Annotated in this window: 20 protein-coding genes; 5 read left to right on the forward strand and 15 right to left on the reverse strand. The window is 64.8% G+C overall.

Going from position 1 to position 21,456, the window contains the following annotated elements; all coding sequences use genetic code 11:
- Positions 1-63: 63 nt before the first annotated feature.
- The 12 genes from lipA to IZU87_RS00465 all read right to left on the reverse strand — a co-directional run bounded on the left by lipA (position 64) and on the right by IZU87_RS00465 (position 12,242).
- Complete coding sequence (gene lipA / locus IZU87_RS00410; protein ID WP_213113363.1) at positions 64-1,056, reverse strand: lipoyl synthase; 993 nt, start codon at positions 1,054-1,056, stop codon at positions 64-66.
- Complete coding sequence (gene lipB / locus IZU87_RS00415; RefSeq protein ID WP_082388119.1) at positions 1,056-1,781, reverse strand: lipoyl(octanoyl) transferase LipB; 726 nt, start codon at positions 1,779-1,781, stop codon at positions 1,056-1,058. Before lipB ends, lipA begins: the two co-directional genes overlap by 1 nt.
- Before the next feature lie 57 nt (positions 1,782-1,838).
- Positions 1,839-2,126: an HP0495 family protein gene (locus tag IZU87_RS00420; RefSeq protein WP_043331948.1), complete on the reverse strand. Its 288-nt coding sequence runs from the start codon at positions 2,124-2,126 to the stop codon at positions 1,839-1,841.
- 196 nt (positions 2,127-2,322) lie between these two features.
- The gene (locus tag IZU87_RS00425) at positions 2,323-3,525 is read right to left on the reverse strand and encodes a D-alanyl-D-alanine carboxypeptidase family protein (protein WP_054555032.1); all 1,203 of its coding nucleotides are present in this window, start codon (positions 3,523-3,525) and stop codon (positions 2,323-2,325) included.
- Positions 3,526-3,627: 102 nt separating this feature from the next.
- On the reverse strand, positions 3,628-4,659 hold the full coding sequence (locus IZU87_RS00430; protein ID WP_213113364.1) for a septal ring lytic transglycosylase RlpA family protein: 1,032 nt from the start codon (positions 4,657-4,659) through the stop codon (positions 3,628-3,630).
- Complete coding sequence (mltB, locus tag IZU87_RS00435) at positions 4,656-5,699, reverse strand: lytic murein transglycosylase B (protein WP_225347665.1); 1,044 nt, start codon at positions 5,697-5,699, stop codon at positions 4,656-4,658. The genes IZU87_RS00430 and mltB overlap by 4 nt, the downstream gene beginning before the upstream one ends.
- A 71-nt stretch (positions 5,700-5,770) precedes the next feature.
- Complete coding sequence (gene rodA, locus IZU87_RS00440) at positions 5,771-6,919, reverse strand: rod shape-determining protein RodA (RefSeq protein WP_213113365.1); 1,149 nt, start codon at positions 6,917-6,919, stop codon at positions 5,771-5,773.
- Positions 6,909-8,855 carry a penicillin-binding protein 2 gene (mrdA, locus tag IZU87_RS00445; protein WP_082388120.1) on the reverse strand — a complete coding sequence of 649 codons (1,947 nt, stop codon included), beginning with the start codon at positions 8,853-8,855 and terminating at the stop codon, positions 6,909-6,911. The genes rodA and mrdA overlap by 11 nt, the downstream gene beginning before the upstream one ends.
- 42 nt (positions 8,856-8,897) lie before the next feature.
- The gene (rlmH, locus tag IZU87_RS00450; RefSeq protein WP_043331959.1) at positions 8,898-9,365 is read right to left on the reverse strand and encodes a 23S rRNA (pseudouridine(1915)-N(3))-methyltransferase RlmH; all 468 of its coding nucleotides are present in this window, start codon (positions 9,363-9,365) and stop codon (positions 8,898-8,900) included.
- A gap of 145 nt (positions 9,366-9,510) precedes the next feature.
- The gene (rsfS, locus tag IZU87_RS00455; RefSeq protein ID WP_043331961.1) at positions 9,511-9,870 is read right to left on the reverse strand and encodes a ribosome silencing factor; all 360 of its coding nucleotides are present in this window, start codon (positions 9,868-9,870) and stop codon (positions 9,511-9,513) included.
- A gap of 213 nt (positions 9,871-10,083) precedes the next feature.
- The gene (nadD, locus tag IZU87_RS00460; protein ID WP_054555178.1) at positions 10,084-10,719 is read right to left on the reverse strand and encodes a nicotinate-nucleotide adenylyltransferase; all 636 of its coding nucleotides are present in this window, start codon (positions 10,717-10,719) and stop codon (positions 10,084-10,086) included.
- A gap of 239 nt (positions 10,720-10,958) precedes the next feature.
- On the reverse strand, positions 10,959-12,242 hold the full coding sequence (locus tag IZU87_RS00465; protein WP_213113366.1) for a glutamate-5-semialdehyde dehydrogenase: 1,284 nt from the start codon (positions 12,240-12,242) through the stop codon (positions 10,959-10,961).
- A 322-nt stretch (positions 12,243-12,564) separates the two neighbouring features.
- Here IZU87_RS00465 and IZU87_RS00470 point away from each other — a divergent pair, with 322 nt between their 5' ends.
- The 4 genes from IZU87_RS00470 to IZU87_RS00485 all read left to right on the forward strand — a co-directional run bounded on the left by IZU87_RS00470 (position 12,565) and on the right by IZU87_RS00485 (position 17,040).
- Complete coding sequence (locus IZU87_RS00470) at positions 12,565-13,611, forward strand: hypothetical protein (RefSeq protein ID WP_213113367.1); 1,047 nt, start codon at positions 12,565-12,567, stop codon at positions 13,609-13,611.
- Positions 13,611-14,570, forward strand: a complete 960-nt coding sequence (locus IZU87_RS00475) for a diguanylate cyclase domain-containing protein (RefSeq protein WP_052384343.1) — start codon at positions 13,611-13,613, stop codon at positions 14,568-14,570. The genes IZU87_RS00470 and IZU87_RS00475 overlap by 1 nt, the downstream gene beginning before the upstream one ends.
- A complete protein-coding gene (locus IZU87_RS00480) occupies positions 14,567-16,039 on the forward strand; it encodes a bifunctional DedA family/phosphatase PAP2 family protein (protein ID WP_249330356.1) in 1,473 nt (490 codons plus the stop codon). The genes IZU87_RS00475 and IZU87_RS00480 overlap by 4 nt, the downstream gene beginning before the upstream one ends.
- Before the next feature lie 122 nt (positions 16,040-16,161).
- A complete protein-coding gene (locus IZU87_RS00485) occupies positions 16,162-17,040 on the forward strand; it encodes a DMT family transporter (protein WP_213113368.1) in 879 nt (292 codons plus the stop codon).
- Between the two features lie 143 nt (positions 17,041-17,183).
- Here IZU87_RS00485 and IZU87_RS00490 read toward each other — a convergent pair whose 3' ends face one another.
- The 3 genes from IZU87_RS00490 to mpl form a co-directional block, all read right to left on the reverse strand.
- Positions 17,184-17,813, reverse strand: coding sequence for a LysE family translocator (locus IZU87_RS00490; protein WP_213113369.1), 630 nt, complete (start codon positions 17,811-17,813; stop codon positions 17,184-17,186).
- A gap of 85 nt (positions 17,814-17,898) precedes the next feature.
- Entirely contained in the window at positions 17,899-18,552 is a 654-nt protein-coding gene (locus IZU87_RS00495; protein ID WP_213113370.1) for a flavin prenyltransferase UbiX, read from the reverse strand.
- Positions 18,549-19,991 (reverse strand): UDP-N-acetylmuramate:L-alanyl-gamma-D-glutamyl-meso-diaminopimelate ligase, encoded by a 1,443-nt coding sequence (mpl, locus tag IZU87_RS00500; RefSeq protein ID WP_213113371.1) that lies wholly within the window; start codon positions 19,989-19,991, stop codon positions 18,549-18,551. Before mpl ends, IZU87_RS00495 begins: the two co-directional genes overlap by 4 nt.
- 194 nt (positions 19,992-20,185) lie before the next feature.
- Here mpl and IZU87_RS00505 point away from each other — a divergent pair, with 194 nt between their 5' ends.
- Positions 20,186-21,448 (forward strand): 6-phosphofructokinase, encoded by a 1,263-nt coding sequence (locus tag IZU87_RS00505; RefSeq protein WP_213113372.1) that lies wholly within the window; start codon positions 20,186-20,188, stop codon positions 21,446-21,448.
- Positions 21,449-21,456 lie beyond the last annotated feature (8 nt).

The raw sequence follows: 21,456 nt of genomic DNA on the forward strand, positions 1-21,456 counted from the left end.
ATGGAGACAAGCTCCATGGCGGTTTTTTCGTTCAGGCAACTGACGGCATGTCAGCAGTGCGGCTTACTTCACTTCCACACCGTGCGCCTGCTTGTCGGCGTGATAGGAAGAGCGCACCAGCGGGCCAGAGGCGACATGCGAGAAGCCCATCTCGCGCGCCTTCTGGCCGAGCCAATCGAAGGTATCCGGGTGCACCCAGCGGTCGATGGGCAGGTGATTGCGCGACGGCTGCATGTACTGACCCAGGGTCAGCATGTCGACACCGTGGTTGCGCAGGTCCTGCATGACCTCGAGCACCTGCTCGTCAGTCTCACCGACACCCAGCATCAGGCCGGACTTGGTCTTCACTTCCGGACGACGCTCCTTGTAGCCCTTGAGCAGGTCAAGTGACCACTGGTAGTCGGCGCCCGGACGCACGCGACGGTAAAGGCTCGGCACGGTTTCCAGGTTGTGGTTGAAGACGTCCGGCGGCGTCTGCTCGAGCACGTCCAGCGCGACCTGCATGCGGCCACGGAAGTCCGGCACCAGCACTTCGATCTCGGTGCCGTCGCACTTCTCGCGAATCTCGCGGATGCACTCGGCGATGTGGTTGGAGCCACCGTCGCGCAGGTCATCACGGTCGACGGAGGTCACGACGACGTAATTCAGGCGCATCTCGGCGATGGCCTCGGCCAGCTCGCGCGGCTCGTCGGCGTTCAGCGCGCTGGGGCGACCGTGCGCCACGTCGCAGAACGGGCAACGACGGGTGCAGATGTCACCCATGATCATGAAGGTCGCGGTGCCGCCGCTGAAGCACTCGCCCAGGTTCGGGCAGGAGGCTTCTTCACAGACCGTGTGCAGGCCGTGCTTGCGCAGCGTCTGCTTGATGCGCGTGACTTCCGGCGAGGCCGGCATGCGCACACGCAGCCAGTCCGGCTTCTTGGGCAAGGTCTCGGTGGGAATCACCTTGACCGGAATGCGGGCAACCTTCTCGGCGCCGCGCAGCTTCACGCCACGCTCCTTGCGGGCAGGAGCAGCGGAGGGAGCGGGCTTCGTGGTAGCGATGGTCTCGGTCATCAGTTCTGTCCTGCTGTTCGAGAAATGTCAGCCAGTGCCGCGGGCAGGCCGCTCACCGGAGTCAGGGTCACATCGCCCAGGCTTGCGCCCAGACAACGCACCAGGCGGTCACGCTCGCTGGCAAGATCCACCGGTGCGCGAACGAGATCGCGCAGCTGGGTCATCGCCATGCCGGCATAGCCGCAGGGATTGATGCGCCCGAAGGGCGCGAGGTCCATGTCCAGATTGATCGCCACGCCATGGAAACTGCAACCACGCCGGATGCGCAGTCCCAGCGAGGCGATCTTGGCCTCTTCCATCGAACGACGCGGGTCATCGCCACGCTGCGCCGACTTCTTCACATAGACGCCAGGCGCGTCCGGACGCGGATAGGCCTCGATGCCATGCTCGGCCATCGCCGCCACCACCGTCTCTTCCAGCGCCGTCACCAGCTGGCGAACGCCGATGCCGCCCCGCTTGACGTTGAGCAGCGGGTAGAGCACCAGCTGGCCGGGCCCATGATAGGTCACCTGGCCGCCACGGTCGGTCTGCACCACCGGAATGTCGCCCGGCATCAACAGATGCTCCGGCTTGCCTGCCTGGCCCTGGGTAAAGACCGGCGGGTGCTCCACCACCCACAGCTCGTCCGGCGCATCGGCCGCACGCGTATCGGTGAAGTGGCGCATGGCCGACCACACCTCATCATAGGCCTTGAGGCCGAGGTGGTAGACGTGAATCGTGTTCATGCATGCGCTCCTGTCATCAAGGCGCAAGACAAGGAAATCCAGCGTTTCATGCCTGGATCACAGCACCATATGGATGCGACCGGTGGCCTTGAGGTCACGGTGCAGCGCATCCAGCTGATCGGTACCGGTGGCACGGATCACCACACGGATGCTGCGGTAGTTGCCGTTCTTGCTGTCCTGCCAGGTGATGGCCGTCGCATCGAAGCCCGGCGCATGCACTTCCAGGATATTGCAGACCACTTCGACGAGATCTTCTGCGGCGGTTCCGACGATCTTGAGGGAGAAATCACACGGGAATTCAATCTTCGGGGGCGTCTGCCCACCAGCTGCTGGCGTCTTGGCCATGGGGATAGCCCTTCAGGTAACTCTATTTCCGACCATTCTACTCAACAAAGGGCGATCCGTCAGCCGGATCGCCCTTTGTTGAGTACACGACCGCGATATTCAGGGGCGCGCGCCTGGCACCGCCAGCACGCGCGCCCCACTGCCATCACTGAATCATGTCATCGGCCGCGTCACTTCACACAGCCAGACGACTGACTCAGTTGAACAGACCGTGGAAGAACAGCATCAGGGCATCCCACAGACGCTTGAACAGGCCGCCCTGCTCCACCGGCTCCAGTGCGACCAGCGGTTCTTCGGCCAGCACCTTGTCGTCCAGCTTGATCTGCAGGGTACCGTACTGCTCGCCGGCCTGAACCGGAGCCTTGATGGTGTCCTTGAGATCAAGACGCGCGGTCAGCTTGTCAGCCTGACCACTCGGCACGGTCAGGAAGACGTCCTGAGCCATGCCCAGACGCACCTGGTCCTTCTCACCACCCCAGACACGCGCCTGGTTGAGCACCGCGCCCTTGTCATAGAGCTTCTTGCTCTCGAAGTAGCGGAAGCCGTAGGTCAACAGCTTCTGGGATTCCTGCGCACGCGCCTCTTCGGACTTGGTGCCCATCACGACACTGATCAGGCGGGTATCTTCCTTCTTGGCGGATGCCACCAGGCAGTAGCCGGCTTCTTCGGTGTGGCCGGTCTTGAGGCCATCGACATCCTTGTCACGCCACAGCAGCTTGTTGCGGTTCGGCTGCTTGATGCCATTCCAGGTGAAGTACTTCTGGGAATAGATCTCGTAGTGATCCGGGTAGTCCTTGATGATGCGACGCGCCAGAATCGCCAGGTCGTGCGCCGTGGAGTAATGCTCCGCGTGCGGCAGGCCAGTGGCGTTCATGTAGTGGGTGTTCTTCATGCCCAGACGCTTGGCGTGCTGGTTCATCAGGTCGGCGAAGGAACCTTCGCTGCCGCCGATACGCTCGGCCAGCGCGACGCTGGCGTCGTTGCCGGACTGGATGATGACACCGTGCAGCAGGTCATCGACGGTGACGCTGGTGCCTTCGCGGATGAACATGCGCGAGCCACCCGTCTTCCAGGCATTGACGCTGATGCGGACCTTCTCGTCCGGGCTCAGCTTGCCGTCGTCCATCTCGCTCTCGACCAGGTAGGCCGTCATCATCTTGGTCAGGCTGGCCGGCGGCAGGCGCTTGTCGGCATTGTGCTCGACCAGGATGCGCCCGGAATTGGCGTCCATCAGGATCCAGGAAGAAGCCGCAAGCTGCGGCGCCGCCGGAATCAGGGTATCCGTCTCGATGGCATGGGCCGGGGTGGCGGCAACGCCTGCGAACAGCGCAATGCCGCTGGCCGCCATCAGCGCGGAGAATCGACGCCGAAGAGGAAGAAGTCGGGCTTTCAGGGACATGTTGGAATCTCTTTGACACTCATGCATAAGCCGAGGCTTGCGCCTCGGCCAGGTTGCGCCTCTTCACGAAGCGCATGATGGATGAAAACGGGCCTGCGGCCCTTATCGCTCTGCCGTGACGCTGAAGGCCCCGGCATAGCCAGCATCGGCCAGCGCCGACTTGAGCGATTCAATACGGACATTGTCTTCCAGCGGGCCGACCTGAACCTTGTAGAGGTCGCCGCTGCCCAGCACACGAGTCGGTCGTCCCAGACGGGAGCTGACACTGGCACGAATGCTGTCGGCCTTGCTCAGATCACTGACCGCCGCGACCTGCAGGAAGGTGGCTTCCCCGTTCGCCACGGAGGACGTGCTGCTCGGCGCAGCAGAGGCTACCACGGGCTTGGCGGCAACGCTCGCGCCGGAAGCGCTCGAGGCCACGGAACCACCGGTTGCCTGCATCGCGTCAAGGCCGGCAATGCCCTGCTCGCGGCGTACCGCCTGGCTGCGCGCCAGCAGACGCTCGGACTCTGCCGTGCCCTGGGTCGGGCTCGGGCCCGGCTTCCAGGTCGTGGCGTCGAGGGTCTCGACACGCACGTGCCCGGTGCCATGGCCCAGCATATCCAGGCGCCACGCAGCGCTGTAGGACAGGTCGATCAGGCGGTCTTCATGGAAGGGGCCGCGGTCGTTGACCTTGACGATGACCTGCTTGCCATTGTCCAGATTGGTGACACGCGCATAGGTCGGCAATGGCAGCGACTTGTGGGCCGCCGTCATGGTGTACATGTCATAGATCTCGCCACTGGCGGTGGCGTAGCCATGAAACTTCTTGCCATACCAGGAAGCAGTGCCCTCGGCCACGTAACCGCGCGGATCATCCATCACGTGATAGGTCTTGCCCCATACCTCGTACTCGCTGCGATTGCCGCTGCGGGTATAGGGTTCGACACGTGGCACCTCATCGGGCACCGCCGAGACATCCGGCGCATCATCGGGATAGGCATCGCTGTCCATCTCGTAGCGGCTGTTCTTGCCCGCCTTCTTGCCGGTGCTCGCCGAGGCACCATCACTGACCTGGGTGCCACCCCCACTGCTGGCACAGCCGGCCAGCAGGGCAAGCGCGAGGGTCAGCGGTAGCGCACGTGACCAGCTCATCCCGCACCTCCGTCCTCGAGACGACGCTTGATCGCCCGGGAGAGCTCATCCACGGCCATCGCATACATGTGGCTGTGGTTGTAGCGCGTGATGACGTAGAAGTTGTCGTAGCCGACGGCGTAGCGATAGCCCTGTTTCAGGTCCAGCGCCAACGGAATCACCTGGGTATTGCCGGCCACGTCGTCTGCCACCTGGACACCGGCCGCCTCGAGCGCGGAAACGCTCATATACGGCTTTTTGGTCTTGTTGAAGGTGACGGAGGACGGCGGCGTCCCGGGGCCATCCGCGGCGCTGACCACCGGCGCACCGGCCTTCCAGCCATGACGCGCGAAGTAGTTGCCGACGCTGCCGATGGCATCGACCGGGTTGTGCCACAGATCACGCACGCCATCGCCATCGAAATCGACCGCATAGGCCTGATAGCTGGTCGGGATGAACTGCGGATAGCCCATCGCGCCGGCGTAGGAACCCTTGATGGAGAGCGGGTCAATGCCCTGCTCAATCGTCAGCTGCAGGAAGGCCGCCAGCTCGCCACGGAAGAACTTGCCGCGACGCGGGTGATCGAAGGCCAGCGTGGACAGTGAATCGATCACGCGGTGAGTGCCGGTGTGCTTGCCGAAGAAGGTCTCGACACCGATGATGGCGGCGATGACTTCCGGCGGCACGCCATACTCGGCCTGGGCGCGATCGAAGGTTTCACGATGCTCGGCGATGAACTTCACACCAGCTTCGATGCGTGATTGCTTCATGAAGATGGCGCGGTACTGGTCCCAGCGCAGATGACCTTCCGCCGGACGCGACATGGCATCCAGCACTTTCTGGCTGTAATCGGCCTGATTCATCAGCTCGGTCACGCGATCGCGATCCAGCCCCTTGGCCACCAGCTCGTCGACCAGCTTGGCCGTTTCCGGGTGAGTCGCCGGGGCGAAGCCATCAGGCGCCGCCTTGGCCACGCCTGACATTCCCAGCAGCGGTGCCACCATCACCAGGGCTGCGCCCCAGTGCTTCAGACGTCGCCCACGCGCATTGATCACCGTCATCGACTCTCTCCTTGCCTGTCTGCGAGCTTGGGCTCGCGAATGTCCTTGCCACTCGGCAACTGGCCGCCACGTCATCGCGACAATAGGCGCCGGTGGGTATGAATGCTCATGAGAATACCGAAGCCTGCCAGCAAGGTCACGCTGGAGGTCCCACCATAACTGACCAGCGGCAACGGGACGCCAACGACCGGCAAGATACCCGATACCATGCCGATGTTGACGAAGACGTAGACGAAGAACGTCAGGATGATCGCGCCCCCCGTCAGCCGTGCAAAACTGTCCTGGCCATTGTTGGACATCACCAGCCCGCGCAGCACGATCAGCACGTAGAGCCCCAGGAAGAAGCTCATGCCGATCAGGCCAAATTCCTCCCCGATGACCGCGACGATGAAGTCGGTATGGCGCTCCGGCAGAAACTCGAGCTGGGACTGGGTCCCCAGGGTATAGCCCTTGCCGAAGATGCCGCCCGAGCCGATGGCCGTCTTGGACTGGATGATGTTCCAGCCCGCGCCGAGCGGGTCAGACTCCGGATTGAGGAATATCAGCACACGGCGGCGTTGATAGTCGTGCATCACCATCCACAGAAGCGGCAATGCCGAGGCGATCAAGGCGCCGAAGAAGGCGATCAGCTTCCAGGAAAGCCCCGCCAGCAGGATCACGAACACGCCCGCCGCAGCGACCAGCAACGAGGTACCGAGGTCCGGCTGGCGCGCGATCAGCAGCACCGGCGCGACGATGATCACGGCGCAGATGGCCAGATCTCGCCAGCGAGGGGGCAGCGGGCGCTGACCGAGCCAGCAGGCCACCATCATCGGCATCGCCAGCTTCATCAGCTCAGAGGGCTGGAAGCGCACCACCCCGGGGATGACCAGCCAGCGCTGGGCGCCCATGCCGACATCCCCCAACACCTCCACCGCCACCAGCATCAGGAAGCCGGCGCCATAGGCGACCGGCGCCCAGCGGTAAAGGGTCGCGGGTGACAGCTGGGCGAGCCCGATCATGATCACCAGTGCCAGCGCCTGGCGTGAGGCCTGGCGCAGCGTGAAGTCGATATCCTGGCCACTGGCGCTGTAGAGCACGATCAGCCCGCAGCCGAGCACGGCCAGCAGCAACAGCAACAGCCAGGGGTCGAGGTGGATACGCTCCCACAGGCTGGTGCGGCGGCGATGACTGAGGTCCCCGCCTACACCACGCATCGAGCGCTGATAATCAGTCGGCATCGTTCTCTCCTTGCTCACCCTCGCCCGCCGGTGCCTCCGGCGGCGCCAGAGCGGCAGCCAGCGTGAGCGCCGCCTCACGCGCCTCGGGGTCAATGCGCGGCAACAGCCAGTAATCGGTCACGGCGCGCGCCATCGGGCCCGCCACGGAGCTGCCGCCCTGGCCGTTCTCGATCACCACGGAGACGGCTATCTCCGGGTGCTCGACCGGCGCAAAGGCGGCGAACAGGGCGTGGTCACGCAGACGCTCCGCGAGCTCCTTGCCGTTGTATTTCTGGTCCTGCCCGAGGGTGAAGACCTGCGCGGTACCGGACTTGCCGGCCATGCGGTACTTGAGGCCGGGCCCGACATACTTGCGCGCCGTGCCTTCTCGCCCGCTGACCACGTCCTCGAGGGCGGCGATGACATCGTCCCACCACGCCGGATTGTCCAGCACCACATCCGGCTTCTCCTCGCTACGGGGCAGCAACACCGTCTCGTCGCCGATGCGTTTGGCCAGGTGAGGCGTCACGTGCCTGCCGCGATTGGCCAGCACGGCCTCCGCCGAGGCGAGCTGCAACGGCGTGGCAAGCCAGTAGCCCTGACCGATACCGATGGAGATGGTCTCGCCGGGGTACCAGGGCTTGTCGTAGCGATTGCGCTTCCATTCCTTGGACGGCATCAGGCCGGGCAGCGCGCCCTGCACGTCCAGCGCCGTCTGCTCACCGAAGCCGAACTTGTGCATGTACTCGCTGATGCGGTCGATCCCCAGGCGGTAGGCGACGTTGTAGAAGAAGGTGTCATTGGACACCGCGATGCCACGCCGCATGTTGACGCGCCCATGCCCCCAGCGCAGCCAGTTGCGATACTTGTGGCTGTCATTGGGCAGCTGGAAATAGCCGGGGTCGTAGAAGGTGGTGCTGGTGGTGATGGCACCGTTCTCCAGCCCCGCCAGCGACATGAAGGGCTTCACGGTCGAGGCCGGCGGGTACTGGCCGCGAATGGCACGATTGAACAGCGGCAGGTCGATATCATTCTGCAGCGCGCGATAGCTCTTGACGCTGATGCCGGTGACGAACTCATTGGAGTTGAAGCCCGGCACGGAGGCCATCGCCAGGATGTCGCCCGTCTCGGGCTCGATGGCCACGATGGCGCCACGTCGCCCCTTGAGCAGCCGATAGGCGAGATCCTGCAGGCCGCGGTCGATGGTCAGCGTCAGGTCCTTGCCCGGCACCGGGTCGATCCGCGACAGCTCACGCAGCACACGACCCCGCGCATTGGTTTCCACCTTGCGCAGGCCCGCCTGACCGTGCAGCTCCTCTTCATAGAAGCGCTCGATGCCGGTCTTGCCGATGAAGTGGGTGCCCGAATAGTTGCCCTTGTCGAGGGTCTTGAGCTCGGCCTGATTGATGCGCCCCACGTATCCCAGGGTATGCGACAGCGGCTTGGCGTCCGGGTAGTAGCGCAGCAGCTGCGCCTCGACCTCGACGCCGGGCAGACGATAGCGATTGACGGCCAGACGCGCGATCTGCTCCTGACTCAATTCACTCATCAACAGGGCGGGCTGGTAGGGGCGTTGACGCTGACGCGAGCGTTCCTTGAAGTCTTCGACTTCATCGGGCGGCAGATCGAGAATCTCGACCAGGCGCTCAAGCGTCGTCTCGAGATCACCGGCGCGTTCGCGCACGATGGTGAGATTGTAGTTGGGACGGTTTTCGGCGAGCAGCTGACCATTGCGGTCATAGATCAAGCCGCGCGTAGGCGGCAAGGGCTCGACACGCACACGGTTCTTGTCCGAGCGCGTCGTATAGATGTCGTGTTCCACGACCTGCAGGAAGAGCAGCCGCGCCAGCAGACATCCGGCCAGCACCAGCACAAGGCCGGCAGCCACGATGCTGCGAAGGCGAAAGATCCGCACTTCTTGTTGAGGATTCTTTATCGTCGCCCGGCGTTGGCGCATGGCGGGTCTCGCAACCAGTGTCGTGTCGCAAGCGGCAGGCGCTTACCGGTGATAGGGGTGCCCGACCAGCAATGTCCAGGCGCGGTAAAGCTGTTCCGCCAGCACGATGCGCACCAAGGGGTGCGGCAGCGTCAGTGCCGAGAGCGACCAGCGCTGATCGGCACGTGCCAGCAGGCGTGGGTCGAGCCCATCCGGACCACCGATGAGGATGGCCACGTCTCGCCCTCCCAGCCGCCAATCATCGGCATGCTGGGCAAGCTGCTCGGTACTCCAGGCCTTACCTAGGACATCAAGGGCGACAACATGTTCATTTCCCTTGAGTTTTTCAAGCATCCGGTCGCCTTCACTGGCCATGGCACGGGCGATGTCCGCATTCTTGCCGCGATTGCCGGGCGCCAGCTCGATGAACTCAAGCGAAAAATCCCGCGGCATGCGCTTGAGATATTCCCGGCTACCCTTCTCCACCCAGTCCGGCATCTTCTGCCCGACCGCCAAAACTCGGATCTTCATGTCCTGTCCCGTGCTGTGTCAGAACGACGGGCAAGCCCGCAGTCCTTCCATCGGATACTCCCTGCCCGCGACATCGCGACCGGCAAGGACGTAACGCGCGGTTGGCATGTCCCGACGAGCAACCCGTCGGGTCAGGCTGGCAGGATCAGTGGCTCTGCTCGTACTCTTCACGCGTTTCGCGGGGCAGATCGCTCCACAGGCGCTCGAGGTCGTACAGGGCACGGGTTTCGGCCAGCATGACGTGGACGACGACATCGCCCAGATCCAGCAGCACCCAGTCGGAGCCGTTGTCGCCTTCACAGCCCAGCGGCTTGACGCCGGCTTCTTTCACGGTGACCTGCACGTTGTTGGCCAGCGCGGAGATATGCCGGCTGGACGTACCGGTCGCGATCACCATCACATCGGTGACGCTGGTCAGCTTGGAGACATTGATCTCGCTGATTTCCTGGGCCTTGAGTTCTTCAAGGGCGTCGACAACCAGGTTTTTAAGAGCTTCGGTCTGCATGATTCCTCGGGAGTTTGTTCGGCAGGGGGCGCATTCTACCCGTTGGCGATGCGCGCGCCTATGGGCATCGTCATTTACTCGCCAAAGGGGCGCCACGCACGGCGATGCGGGATCGCGGCAGTGACGCCCCTCTCATGATGCCACGCTCGCACGCGACAAGACGTTCAGAGCCACAACGCTCAGCTCGATGATGGGCTCAGGCTGATGATGAGCTCAGCTCGATGACGGACAATAGAGGCCATGCGCCTCGATATGACGGATCACCGCTTCCGGCAGCAGATAGCGCACGCTGTCACCCAGCGCGAGGCGCTCGCGCACGAAGGTGGCACTGATGGCCATGCGCGTCGGCAGCGACAAGCGCAACAGGTGGCCACCCGGGCGCGCCATCAAGGCCGCCACCGAGTCGACCTCGCGCCCCTGGATCAACGCTTCGAGCGCCCGGGGCAGCGGTGCATCATGGTCCGGCCGCTCGATCACCACCACGTGGGCATCATCGAACAGACGGTCGGCGGCATGCCATTCCCCGAGCTTGAGGAAGGCGTCATGGCCGATGGCCATCACCAGCCGCGCCTGCGGGCCGTATTCGGCGCGCAGACTGGCCAGGGTGTCGGCACTGTAGGACGGCCCATCGCGCAGCAGCTCACGCCCATCGGCCTTGAGGCCCGGCTCTGCGTCTATCGCGGCTTCCAGCATCGCCAGACGCTGGTCACTGCTGACGCCGGGCGCGGCGCGATGCGGCGGCTGATGCGAAGGCACCAGCAGCACATGGTCCAGCCCCAGCGCTTCGCGCAGCTCGATGGCACTGCGCAGATGGCCGTGATGGATGGGATCGAAGGTACCGCCGAGCATGGCGACACGCGGTACCGGGCCGAGACAGCCCTCAAAGCCCGGCTCCGCTGCCGTGTCAGTCCTTGAGCGTGAGTCATGTGCCGACTCGGTGCCGTGATGCACGGCCTCACGCTCCTGCGCGAGACCATCGGCATTCAAGGGGCGCTGGGTATCCTCCAGCGCCTCGGGCGACAGGGCCTGCTCGTTCGTCAAGGTCTGCTCGGACGCAACCTGACCCTTGGCGGGTGAGACCTGGTCCTTCACTGGCGAATCTGCCCATCACCGAACACGATGTACTTGCGGGTCGTCAGGCCCTCAAGCCCGACCGGGCCACGCGCATGCAGCTTGTCGGTGGAGATGCCGATCTCGGCGCCCAGGCCATATTCGAAGCCATCGGCGAAGCGGGTGGAGGCGTTGACCATCACCGAGCTGGAATCGACTTCCGCCATGAAGCGACGCGCCAGCGCATAGTTCTCGGTGATGATGGCCTCGGTGTGCCCGGAGCTGTGACGCTCGATATGCGCCATCGCCTCATCGACGCCATCCACGACGCGAATCGCCAGAATCGGCGCCAGGTATTCGGTATCCCAGTCTTCCGCACTGGCGGCCACGGCCTGCGGCAGCACTGCGCAGGTGCGCTCGCAACCGCGAATCTCGACCTCATGTGCCGCCAGACGTTCGGCGATACGCGGCAGGACCTCGGCGGCAACCGGTGCATCGACCAGCAGGGTCTCCATGGTGTTGCAGGTGCCGTAGCGGTGGGTCTTGGCGTTCTCGGCGATCCGGACCGCCATCGCCAGGTCAGCCGTGGCATCGATATAGACGTGGCAGATGCCATCGAGGTGCTTGATGACCGGCACGCGCGCATCACGCGAGATACGCGAGATGAGGCTCTTGCCACCGCGCGGAATGATGACGTCGACGAGCTCGGGCATCGCGATCAGCTCACCGACCGCGGCGCGGTCCGTGGTGGCGACGACCTGCACTGCCGTGGCCGGCAGTTCGGAGAGCACCAACGCCTCGCTGATGATCTCGCTCAGCGCACGGTTGCTGGACGCGGCCTCGGAGCCACCGCGCAGGATGCAGGCATTGCCGGACTTCAGACACAGGCTGGCCGCCTCGATGGTCACGTTGGGGCGTGACTCGAAGATGATGCCGATCACGCCCAGCGGCACGCGCATGTGGCCGACCTGAATGCCGCTCGGACGCGAGCGCAGCCCATCGACCTCGCCGACCGGGTCCGGCAGCGCCGCGACCTGCTCGAGCCCTTCGATCATGCCGTCGATACGCGCCGGTTTCAGCGCGAGACGATCGACCATCGCCTCCGAGAGCCCATTGGCGCGTGCACGCGCCAGGTCCTCGGCGTTGGCCTCTGCCAGTGTCTCGCGACGCTCATCGATCAGACGCGCCATGGTCTGCAGAGCACGATTCTTGATGCCGCTGTCGACGCGACGCATCACGACGCTTGCCGCGCGCGCTGCGTGCCCCAGACGATTCATGTACGCCACGACGTCCGTGGTGTCGTGCTTGCCCTGCTCATTCATGTGCCTAATCTCGCTGGTTGTCAGTGTCCACGTGCTCATTTCATCATCGGCCGGGCCCCGCGAGGGCATTCCCCAGAGAAGCCTCGACATGAAGCCCTGACGTACAGCCCGACGTGAAGGCCTGATGTGAAGGCCTCAGAGGCGTAGACACTTTTGTCACTCGCCGTTTGGGGTATGCTGCCATTATTGCAGACGACGTTGCATGATCGGAGCACCGTCGCATCTTGCAAACGTGCAGGCAATGCCCACGTCACAGACCGTTCGGCCAGGGAATTCGGCCGATTTCGCGCCATCCACGGCAAAGGTGCCAATATAAGTCACCATGGAGATCAAGTTCAAAGTCCGTATCAGTCAGTTCGTCTGTCTGCTCGGCTCTGTATTGCTGCTGCTGGAAGCGGCACGACAGATCAGTATCGGCCTGACGCTCACTGCCCTGTTGCTGGCGGTGGGCGGCACGATGTTGCTGGTGGTCTCTCTCGCCCACGAGCTGTTCACCCTGCGCTGGTTCCGCACGCTGGTGATGCTCAGCGTCGCGCTGATCATGAGTGCGCTGGTACTGCTGGCCCCGCAACAGCACCTGATGTGGCTGTGGGGCTTTGCCGTCCTGCTGCTCTATCCGCGCCCGCGCTGGCTGGCACCGGCCTGCGCACTGATCGGGCTGGTCACCACCTGGCTGGCGCTCGCTCAGCTGGGCAGCGACTGGCTGAGTCTGGGCATCGGCATCACCGCGACCCTGATGGCGCTCGGTGCCATCGGTGGGCGACGCCAGCAGCAGGTCTGGATGCAGCTGGAGCGGCGTGGTCGGCGTGATTCCAACCGCGCGATCTGGTCACAATACCAGCTGATGCGCGACCTGCCGCGGGAAATTGCCCGTGCCGATCGCGAGGACATCCATATCGAATTGATCCTGCTGGCACCGGTCAATACCGGTCGTCTGGCCAATCGTCGCCTGATGAACACCCTCGACAGTGCCGCGCTGCCGCATGAGACCCGCTACCAGCTCGATGACGGAGCACTGGCCGTACTGCTGGTCACCCGCGGCGAGCGCATGGCCAGTCTGCGCCGTCGCCAGTTGATCGAGCATCTCGCGATGCCGATCCGCGCCCGCGTGCAGCCTCTCAACGACAGCGACCCCAATGCGCTGGACCTCAAGCGCCTCAGCGCCCACCTGAGCGATGAACCGCAGCCGATCACCCTGCTGCCGCCCCTGCCTCGCAAGCCTGCCGATGCTGAGGCTTTTTCAGACAACGCCTCGACAGACAACGCCCCGTCAGACGATGCCCTGTCAGACCATGGGCGAGACACCCTCAAACCGGCCAGCGCGGCAGACAAGGTCGCCGTGGCACCGTCGCGGGGGAATGATCACTGATGTCTCCTCTGCACAGCCTGGCTCATCGCGAGCGGCGCGAACTCGCCAATCGCAAGACTCTGATCATGCTGCTGGCCGCCGCGGTGATCGCCACCTACGCCCTGTGGCGCTACCTGGTGGGCGATTTCGAGCATATCCTGACGCCGGTGCTGGCCACCTTGCTGATGGCGATTGCCGCCGGCCTCAATCACCTCGATGATGAGCAGCCGCTGCCTTCCTATCTGACGCTGATCGCCAGCTATCTGATGCTGGCACTCGAGGCGCCGGGCACCTACCCGGGCATGTCGCTGTGGCTGGGACTGCCCAGCGTGCTGACACTGCTGCTGTTGCCCCTGGCACCGGCGATGCTGCTCAATCTGGTGCTGGCACCGCTGTGGCTATGGCTATTGGGCCAGCAGGAAGACAACTTCGGCGAGATACTGCGCTACCTATGTCTGCTGCTGGTGGCCAGCCAACCGTTCGTCATCAACAGCCTGCAGGCAGGTGTCATGAGCCTGACCGCCAGCGAGGAAACCGAGTGCAATGCCTTCAATGCCCGCACCGGTCAGCAACGACTGATCAGTGAGGCGGCGCGTGCGCGGGCACTGGACCAACCGTTCAGCATTCTGGTCGTCTATCTGCCGCAACTGGACATGCTCGGCGAGCAGTTCGGCGAAGACAGGCGCGTCGAATGCCTGGCGATGGCCTGCGACGTGATGCAGGAGGTCTCGCGCCAGGGCGACCTGCTGTGTCGCAGCGACAAGTCGTCCTTCTGGCTGATGCTGCCCAATACCGGCGAGGCGGGAGCGCTGATCATGCGCGAGCGCCTGACCGCGGCGCTGGCAGCGGCCACACAGCCGGAAACCGGCTCCATCATTGCCCGCGCGCGCCTGGTGACGTACAAGGCCGATGACACCACCCAGAAACTCGAGCAACGCCTGCTGGCCAGCCAGCTTGCCCTGATGGATCTCAATGAATGAGCGACACCCTTGCGTCACTGCTGCATTGGCTGAACCCCAGTGTGATGATCGACACCCTGATGACCACGCTGAGCGATCACCCGGCAGCCCTTGTCGCCGTCATCGGCCTGGTCTCACTGCTTGAATCTCTCGCCATCATCGGCCTGCTGGTGCCGGGCGTGGTCATTCTCACCGCCGGCGCCTCCCTGGCCGGCCATCTCGAACTCTCGCTGCCGATACTGCTGGCCGCCGGGGCGCTGGGCGCCATCATCGGCGATGGCGTGAGCTTCTGGCTGGGCATCCGCTATCGTGATCAACTGCCCGGCCGCTGGCCCTTCTCGCGCCATCCCGAGTGGATCGAGCACGGTCAGCAGTTCTTTCATCGCCACGGCAGCTGGTCGATCGCCTTCGGACGCTTCGTCGGCCCGGTGCGCCCGATCATCCCGCTGGTCGCCGGCATGCTCGACATGCCGCCGGCGCGCTTCTTCCTGGTCAATGGCCTCTCGGCGCTGGCCTGGGCACCGGCCTACCTGCTGCCGGGCTATCTGCTGGGCCAGACCTGGCAGTCACTGTTCACCCTGCCGGAAGGGGCCGATGGCCTGCTGGTCGGCCTGGCCAGCGGCCTGATCGCCTGTGCCTTCGCCTTCTCCTTCCTGCGCCGCCAGCTGGGCCGCGAGGGCCGCCTCTATCATTGGCTGGCTCGTCGCATGCGTCGCAGCCCTTCCGGGCGGCGTCTGTGGTGGCAGCTGCGCCATCCCGACCCCGAGGGCGAGTTTCCGCTCGCCTCGATGGCGCTGCTGATCTTCGCGGTGATCAGCGTGCCCGCCATGAGCCTGGCGGTGCTGGCCCATCCCGAGCCGTGGTGGATCGACCGCGTGGCCGCCTCGCTGGCCGCAAGCCTCACCTCACTGATGCCCGAGGACTGGCTGCGCGAGGCAAGCCTCGTGCTGTCTCGCCTCGCCGATGGCACCGGCCTGGCGGCACTCGTGGCTCCATGGCTGGTGTGGCTGCTGCTCAAGGGTCGCCACGCGGTGTGGTTGCATCTGACGGCCGCCTGGCTGGGCATCGCCAGCGCCAATACCGTGCTCAAGCACCTGATCCAGCGCCCGCGTCCGGATACCCCCGCCTTCCTGGAAGGGTCGATGTCGTTTCCCAGCGCCCATGCCGCCGGCAGCGTGGCGGTGTTCGGGCTGGCCGCCGCCTTCATCGCCGAGCGCCAGCCCTCCTCGCGACGTCGCTGGATCTACTGGGCAGCCATCGCCGCCTGTACGCTCGTCGGCCTGTCACGCATCACGCTTGGCGTCCATTACCTCAGCGATGTGCTGGGCGGTGCCTGCCTGGGCCTGCTGGTCTGTGCGCTGGTGCGCATCAGCTATCCCGCTTTCGTACGTCAGCCCTCTGCCCCCCTCGACTCGCCAGCTCCGCTGCTGTGGTTGAGCATGGCGAGCCTGCTGCTGTTGGCGGCACGCTTCGTCTGGCTGCCGCTCTAGCCTGTCGCGATCAGACTGCTACCGCTCAGGCCGTCGCGATAACGTTGCCGTGATAGCGCTGTAAACCGATGAGCCGCCTGAGATGGCGGCTTTTTCACTACCCCCTGATGACGAGGAACCTCATGCCCGGCCCTGCTGCCCCTCCCTCCAACCAGCCCCAGGCGCTGATGTCGATTCATCTCGGCATCGCGCTGCTCGGCGGTACGGCGCTGTTCTCGAAAGGCGTGCCTCTCTCGGCGCTCGATATCACCACCTGGCGCAGCCTGCTGGCGGGGCTGTTCCTGCTGTGGCTGGCGCGCCTGAAATGGCATGTTTCGCTGCGCCTGAGCGGGCGCGACTGGGCCTTGCTGGGCATCGCCGCCGCGCTGATGGCCGCGCACTGGGTGAGCTACTTTCACTCGATGCAGGTGTCTTCCGTGGCCACCGGCATGCTGGCGCTGTTCACCTATCCCATCTTCATCGTGCTGCTGGAGCCCTGGGTGGAAGGCACGCGCCTGAAAGCGAAGGACCTGGCGGCAGCGGGACTGGTCTGTATCGGCGTCTGGCTGCTCGTCCCCGGCGGCGACAGCAGTGCGCAGGGCGACAGCCTGGCGGGAGTGTTATGGGGCGTGTTCTCGGGCCTGTTGTTCGCGGCGCGCAATCTGCTGGTGCGCTACCGTCTCAGCCACCTCAATCCGGTGCTGTCGATGAGCCTGCAGGCGCTGGGTGTCGTGGTGCTGACGCTGCCATTCGTCTCCGGCGAGATCATGGATGCCAGCCCCTCGACGGGGATCGCCATGCTGGTGCTGGCCATCGTCTTCACGGCAGCGCCGCATGCACTGATGACCTTCGCCCTCGGCGGCCTCAAGGCCAAGACCGTCGGCATGATCGGCTGCCTGCAACCCGTCTACGGCGTGCTGCTGGCATGGTTGATTCTCGGCGAGGCGCCCACCTGGCTGACGCTGGTCGGCGGCAGCTTCATCGTGGCGGCGGCAGCACTTGAGACACTGCGTCGTAGCTGAATCGAAGTCACAGCTGAACCGAAGTCGCAGTTGAATCAGCGCCGCAGCTAAACCAAAGCCGCGCCCCTGAATACATCAAGGCCCGCCAATGGCGGGCCTTGATGTATTTACAAGCTGCAATGCCTGGCTCAGTCATGCCGACATCAACCGGTCGCGAGCCAGATTCCCACGCCGATCATCAGCGTGCCGGCCACGCGGTTCATCAGGCGCACACGCGAGCCACGCCCCAGCCAGCGCGCCAGGCTGCTGCCACCGCCGGCGTAGAGCAACAGGCAGGTGAATTCCAGCGTCAGGATGATGCCGACCAGCGCGATCAGCTGCGGCGCCAGCGGCAGGCTGGCATCCAGGAATGGCGGCAACAGCGCGATGAAGAACGCCCAGCCCTTGGGGTTGGCAATCGCCGTCACGAACCCCTGAACCGCCAGTTCACGGCGCGAGGCGCGCGGTGCCGCCGCATCCTCCCCTGCTACCCCCAGGGCCAGGCGGCCACGTGAGCGCCACATCTGGATCCCCAACCAGGCCAGGTAGGCGCCCCCCGCCAGCTTGAAGGCCGAGAACACCATCGGATAGCGCAGCATGATGGTCGCGACGCCGATCACCGCCGACACCGCCACCAGCCCGACGCCCAGCAGTTCGCCCACCATCATCCACAGGGTGCGCTTGACGCCCTGGGTCATGCCCAGAGTCATCGCCAGCGTCATGCACATGCCCGGCGTCAGCGAGACCAGAAAGAACGTCGGCACGAACACCGACAACAATGACCAATTCAGCATTCCCTGCTCTCCTTGCACAGTCTGATGCAGTGCCAGAGGGATGCCTCTGACAAGCTCTCACCCGAGCGGATCGACTGACCGCCCTTCAATCGCCGCTGACATGCCCCTCGCCCCAGCGCGGCATCAGCGCATGCGAGACTCCCAGCTGGTTGAGAATGCGCGCGACGATGAAATCGATCATGTCATCGAGGGTCTGCGGGCGATGATAGAAGCCGGGCGCGGCGGGCAGGATGACGGCGCCCATGCGCGTCAGACTCAGCATGTGTTCGAGATGGATGGCCGAGAACGGCGTCTCGCGCGGCACCAGAATCAGCGTGCGGCGCTCCTTGAGAGCCACATCGGCGGCGCGCTCGATCAGGTTGTTGCTGGCCCCGGTCGCGATCGCGGACAGCGAACCGGTGGAACACGGGCACACCACCATGGCGCTCGGCGCGCCGGAGCCGGAGGCCACCGGGGCCATCCAGTCCTCGCGTCCGAAGCAGCGAATCTGGCCGGGTCTGGCGGCGTAGCGCTGCGTGAGCACCTCGGTGAGACGCGCCGGGCGCGCCGGCAGCTCCTCGTCGGTCTCGGTGGCGATCACCATGTGCGCCGCCTTGGAGACCATCACCATCACTTCATGACCGGCCGCGACCAGACACTCGATCAGGCGCAGGCCGTACTGCGCGCCGGAGGCCCCGGTCAGCGCGACGGTGACCGCCGACTTGAACTCGCCCTCTGGGGCTGTCGCTTGCGTCTTCATGCTTCACCTTCACGTGCTGCCAGCGCCGACAGAAGGCGCTCGTGGATACCGCCGAAGCCGCCGTTGGACATCACCACCACCCAGTCGCCGGCGCGGGATTGATTGGCGATCTTCGCGATCAGGGTGTCGAGGTCCTGCTCGACCTCCGCCTCCACGCCGAGCGCGCGGCACTCGCTGACCGTCTCCTCCAATGACCAGCCAAGGCTGGGGCCCGCGAACCAGCTGACGCGGTCGGCCGCGGTCACTGAAGCCGGCAGACGCGCCTTCATGGTACCGAGCTTCATGGTATTGGAGCGCGGTTCGATCACCGCCCACAGGCGACCGCCCTGCCCTTCGGCCGCCACGCCCGGCGCCAGGCCTTCAAGCGTGGTGGCGATGGCGGTCGGGTGGTGCGCGAAGTCATCGATGACCTTGACGCCTGCCACCTCACCTCGCAGCTCCTGGCGACGCCTGGGTGGCGCGAAACGCGCGAGCGCCTCCAGTGCCACCGCGAGACTCACGCCGCATTCGACGGCCGCGGCCACGGCGGCGCAGGCATTGGCCACGTTGTGGCGTCCGCGCATCGCCCACTGGCACTCGACGAAGCGGTCCGCCTCGCCTGAATCATCAAACGGCGGTGCCAGCGCAAAGTGGCTGCCATCGGCACTGATCAGGCGATAGCGCCAGTCGCCACCGGCATTCTCGATGCCGCTCTCATCGCCGAAGCGCGTCACCGGCGTCCAGCAGCCTTGATCCAGCACGCGCTCCAGCGCCTCGGCACCGGCGACGGCGTCCGCCGCGACCACCAGCTTGCCGCCAGCCGGCACGGTGCGCACCAGGTGGTGGAACTGACGTTCGATGGCGGCGAGATCCGGGAAGATGTCGGCGTGATCGAACTCAAGATTGTTGAGCACGGCGATGCGCGGACGGTAATGCACGAACTTGGAACGCTTGTCGAAGAAGGCCGTGTCGTATTCATCGGCCTCGACCACGAAGGGCGCCTGGGGGTCGCCGATACGCGCGGAATCACCCAGCTGCGGCGGCACGCCACCGATCAGATAGCCCGGCGCGAGGCCCGCGCATTCGAGAATCCAGGCAGTCATGGTCGCGGTGGTGGTCTTGCCGTGGGTGCCGGCGATGGCGATCACCGGACGGCCGGTCAGCACCTCGTCACACAGCCATTGCGGGCCGGAGGTATAGGCCAGCCCACGCTCGAGCAGCGCCTCGACTTCGGGGTTGCCGCGCGAGACGGCATTGCCGACCACCGTAAGGTCAGGCGCGGGGACGAGATTGTCGGCCGCATAGCCTTCCATCAGGGTGATACCGGCCTCGGCCAGCTGTGTGCTCATGGGCGGATAGACGTTGGCATCGCTCCCCGTGACGCGATGACCGCGTGCGCGCGCCAGCAGCGCCAGAGAGCCCATGAAGGTACCGCAAATACCGATGACGTGAAGGTGCATCTGTTTCTCCAATCCGGAAGCCCGAGCAGCCTAGCATGCCCGCCAGGCGGCGAGTAGCGCGCGGCCTGTCAGGGATGGACGACACCCCCAGTGGCATTCGGGCGTCGTGCAGGGGTCATGTCTTTCGGATATGATGCGGCGGGTAAGCGCCAGCCCGTTCAAGACCATGACAAGGAAGCAGAGACGAGAAGCCCATGCCCCAGCACAATGCCTTCTACGCCCAGTCCGGTGGCGTTACCGCCGTCATCAACGCCAGTGCCTGTGGCGTCATCGAAGCCGCTCGTGAAAACGGCGACCAGATCGGCAAGCTGTATGCCGGTCACAACGGCATCATCGGTGCCCTGACCGAAGACCTGATCGACGTCAGCCAGGAAAGCGACGAGAACATCGCCGCGCTGCGCCACACGCCGGGCGGTGCCTTCGGCTCCTGCCGCTACAAGCTCAAGAGCATCGAGGACCACCGTACCCAGTACGAGCGTCTGATCGAGGTGTTCAAGGCCCACGACATCCGTTACTTCTTCTACAACGGTGGCGGCGACAGCGCCGATACCTGCCTGAAGGTCTCCCAGCTGGCCGAGACCATGGGCTACCCGATCCAGGCCATCCACGTGCCGAAGACCGTGGACAACGACCTGCCGATCACCGACAACTCGCCGGGCTTCGGCAGCGTGGCCAAGTACATCGCCACCTCCACCCGTGAAGCCGGTCTCGACATCGCCTCCATGTGCGCCACCTCCACCAAGGTGTTCATCCTGGAAGTCATGGGTCGTCACGCGGGCTGGATCGCCGCTGCCGGCGCCCTGGCCGGTGAAGATGCCACCCAGCCGCCGCACATCGTCGTCTTCCCGGAAGTCGCCTTCCACCGCAAGGAATTCATGGCGCGCGTCGATGCCTGCGTCAAGGAACACGGCTACTGCGTGGTCGTGGTCTCCGAAGGTGCGCGTTACGAAGATGGCACCTTCCTGGCCGATGCCGGCAACACCGATGCCTTCGGCCACCGTCAGCTGGGCGGCGTCGCGCCGACACTGGCCGGCATGGTCAAGCAGGACCTGGGCTACAAGTACCACTGGGCGGTGGCCGACTACCTGCAGCGCGCAGCGCGTCACATCGCCTCCAGGACCGACGTCGAGCAGGCCTACGCCACTGGCCGTGCCGCCGTCGAGATGGCGCTGGCCGGCAAGAATGCCGTGATGCCGGCGATCCGTCGCCTCGGCGATGGCGCTGACTACGCCTGGGACATCATCGAGGCGCCGCTGGAGCAGATCGCCAACCACGAGAAGTTCATGCCGCTGGAGTTCATCACCGAAGATGGCTTCTACATCACCGATGCCTGCCGCGAATATCTGTCGCCGCTGATCCAGGGTGAGGACTTCCCGCCGTTCGTCAATGGTCTGCCGGCGGTCGCCAGGCTCACGCTGACCAAGGTCGAGAAGAAGCTGACACCGTTCACGATCTGATCGCCTCG

The organism is Cobetia sp. MC34 (assembly GCF_018340035.1).
In the GTDB taxonomy this organism is placed as follows: Bacteria; Pseudomonadota; Gammaproteobacteria; order Pseudomonadales; family Halomonadaceae; genus Cobetia; species Cobetia amphilecti.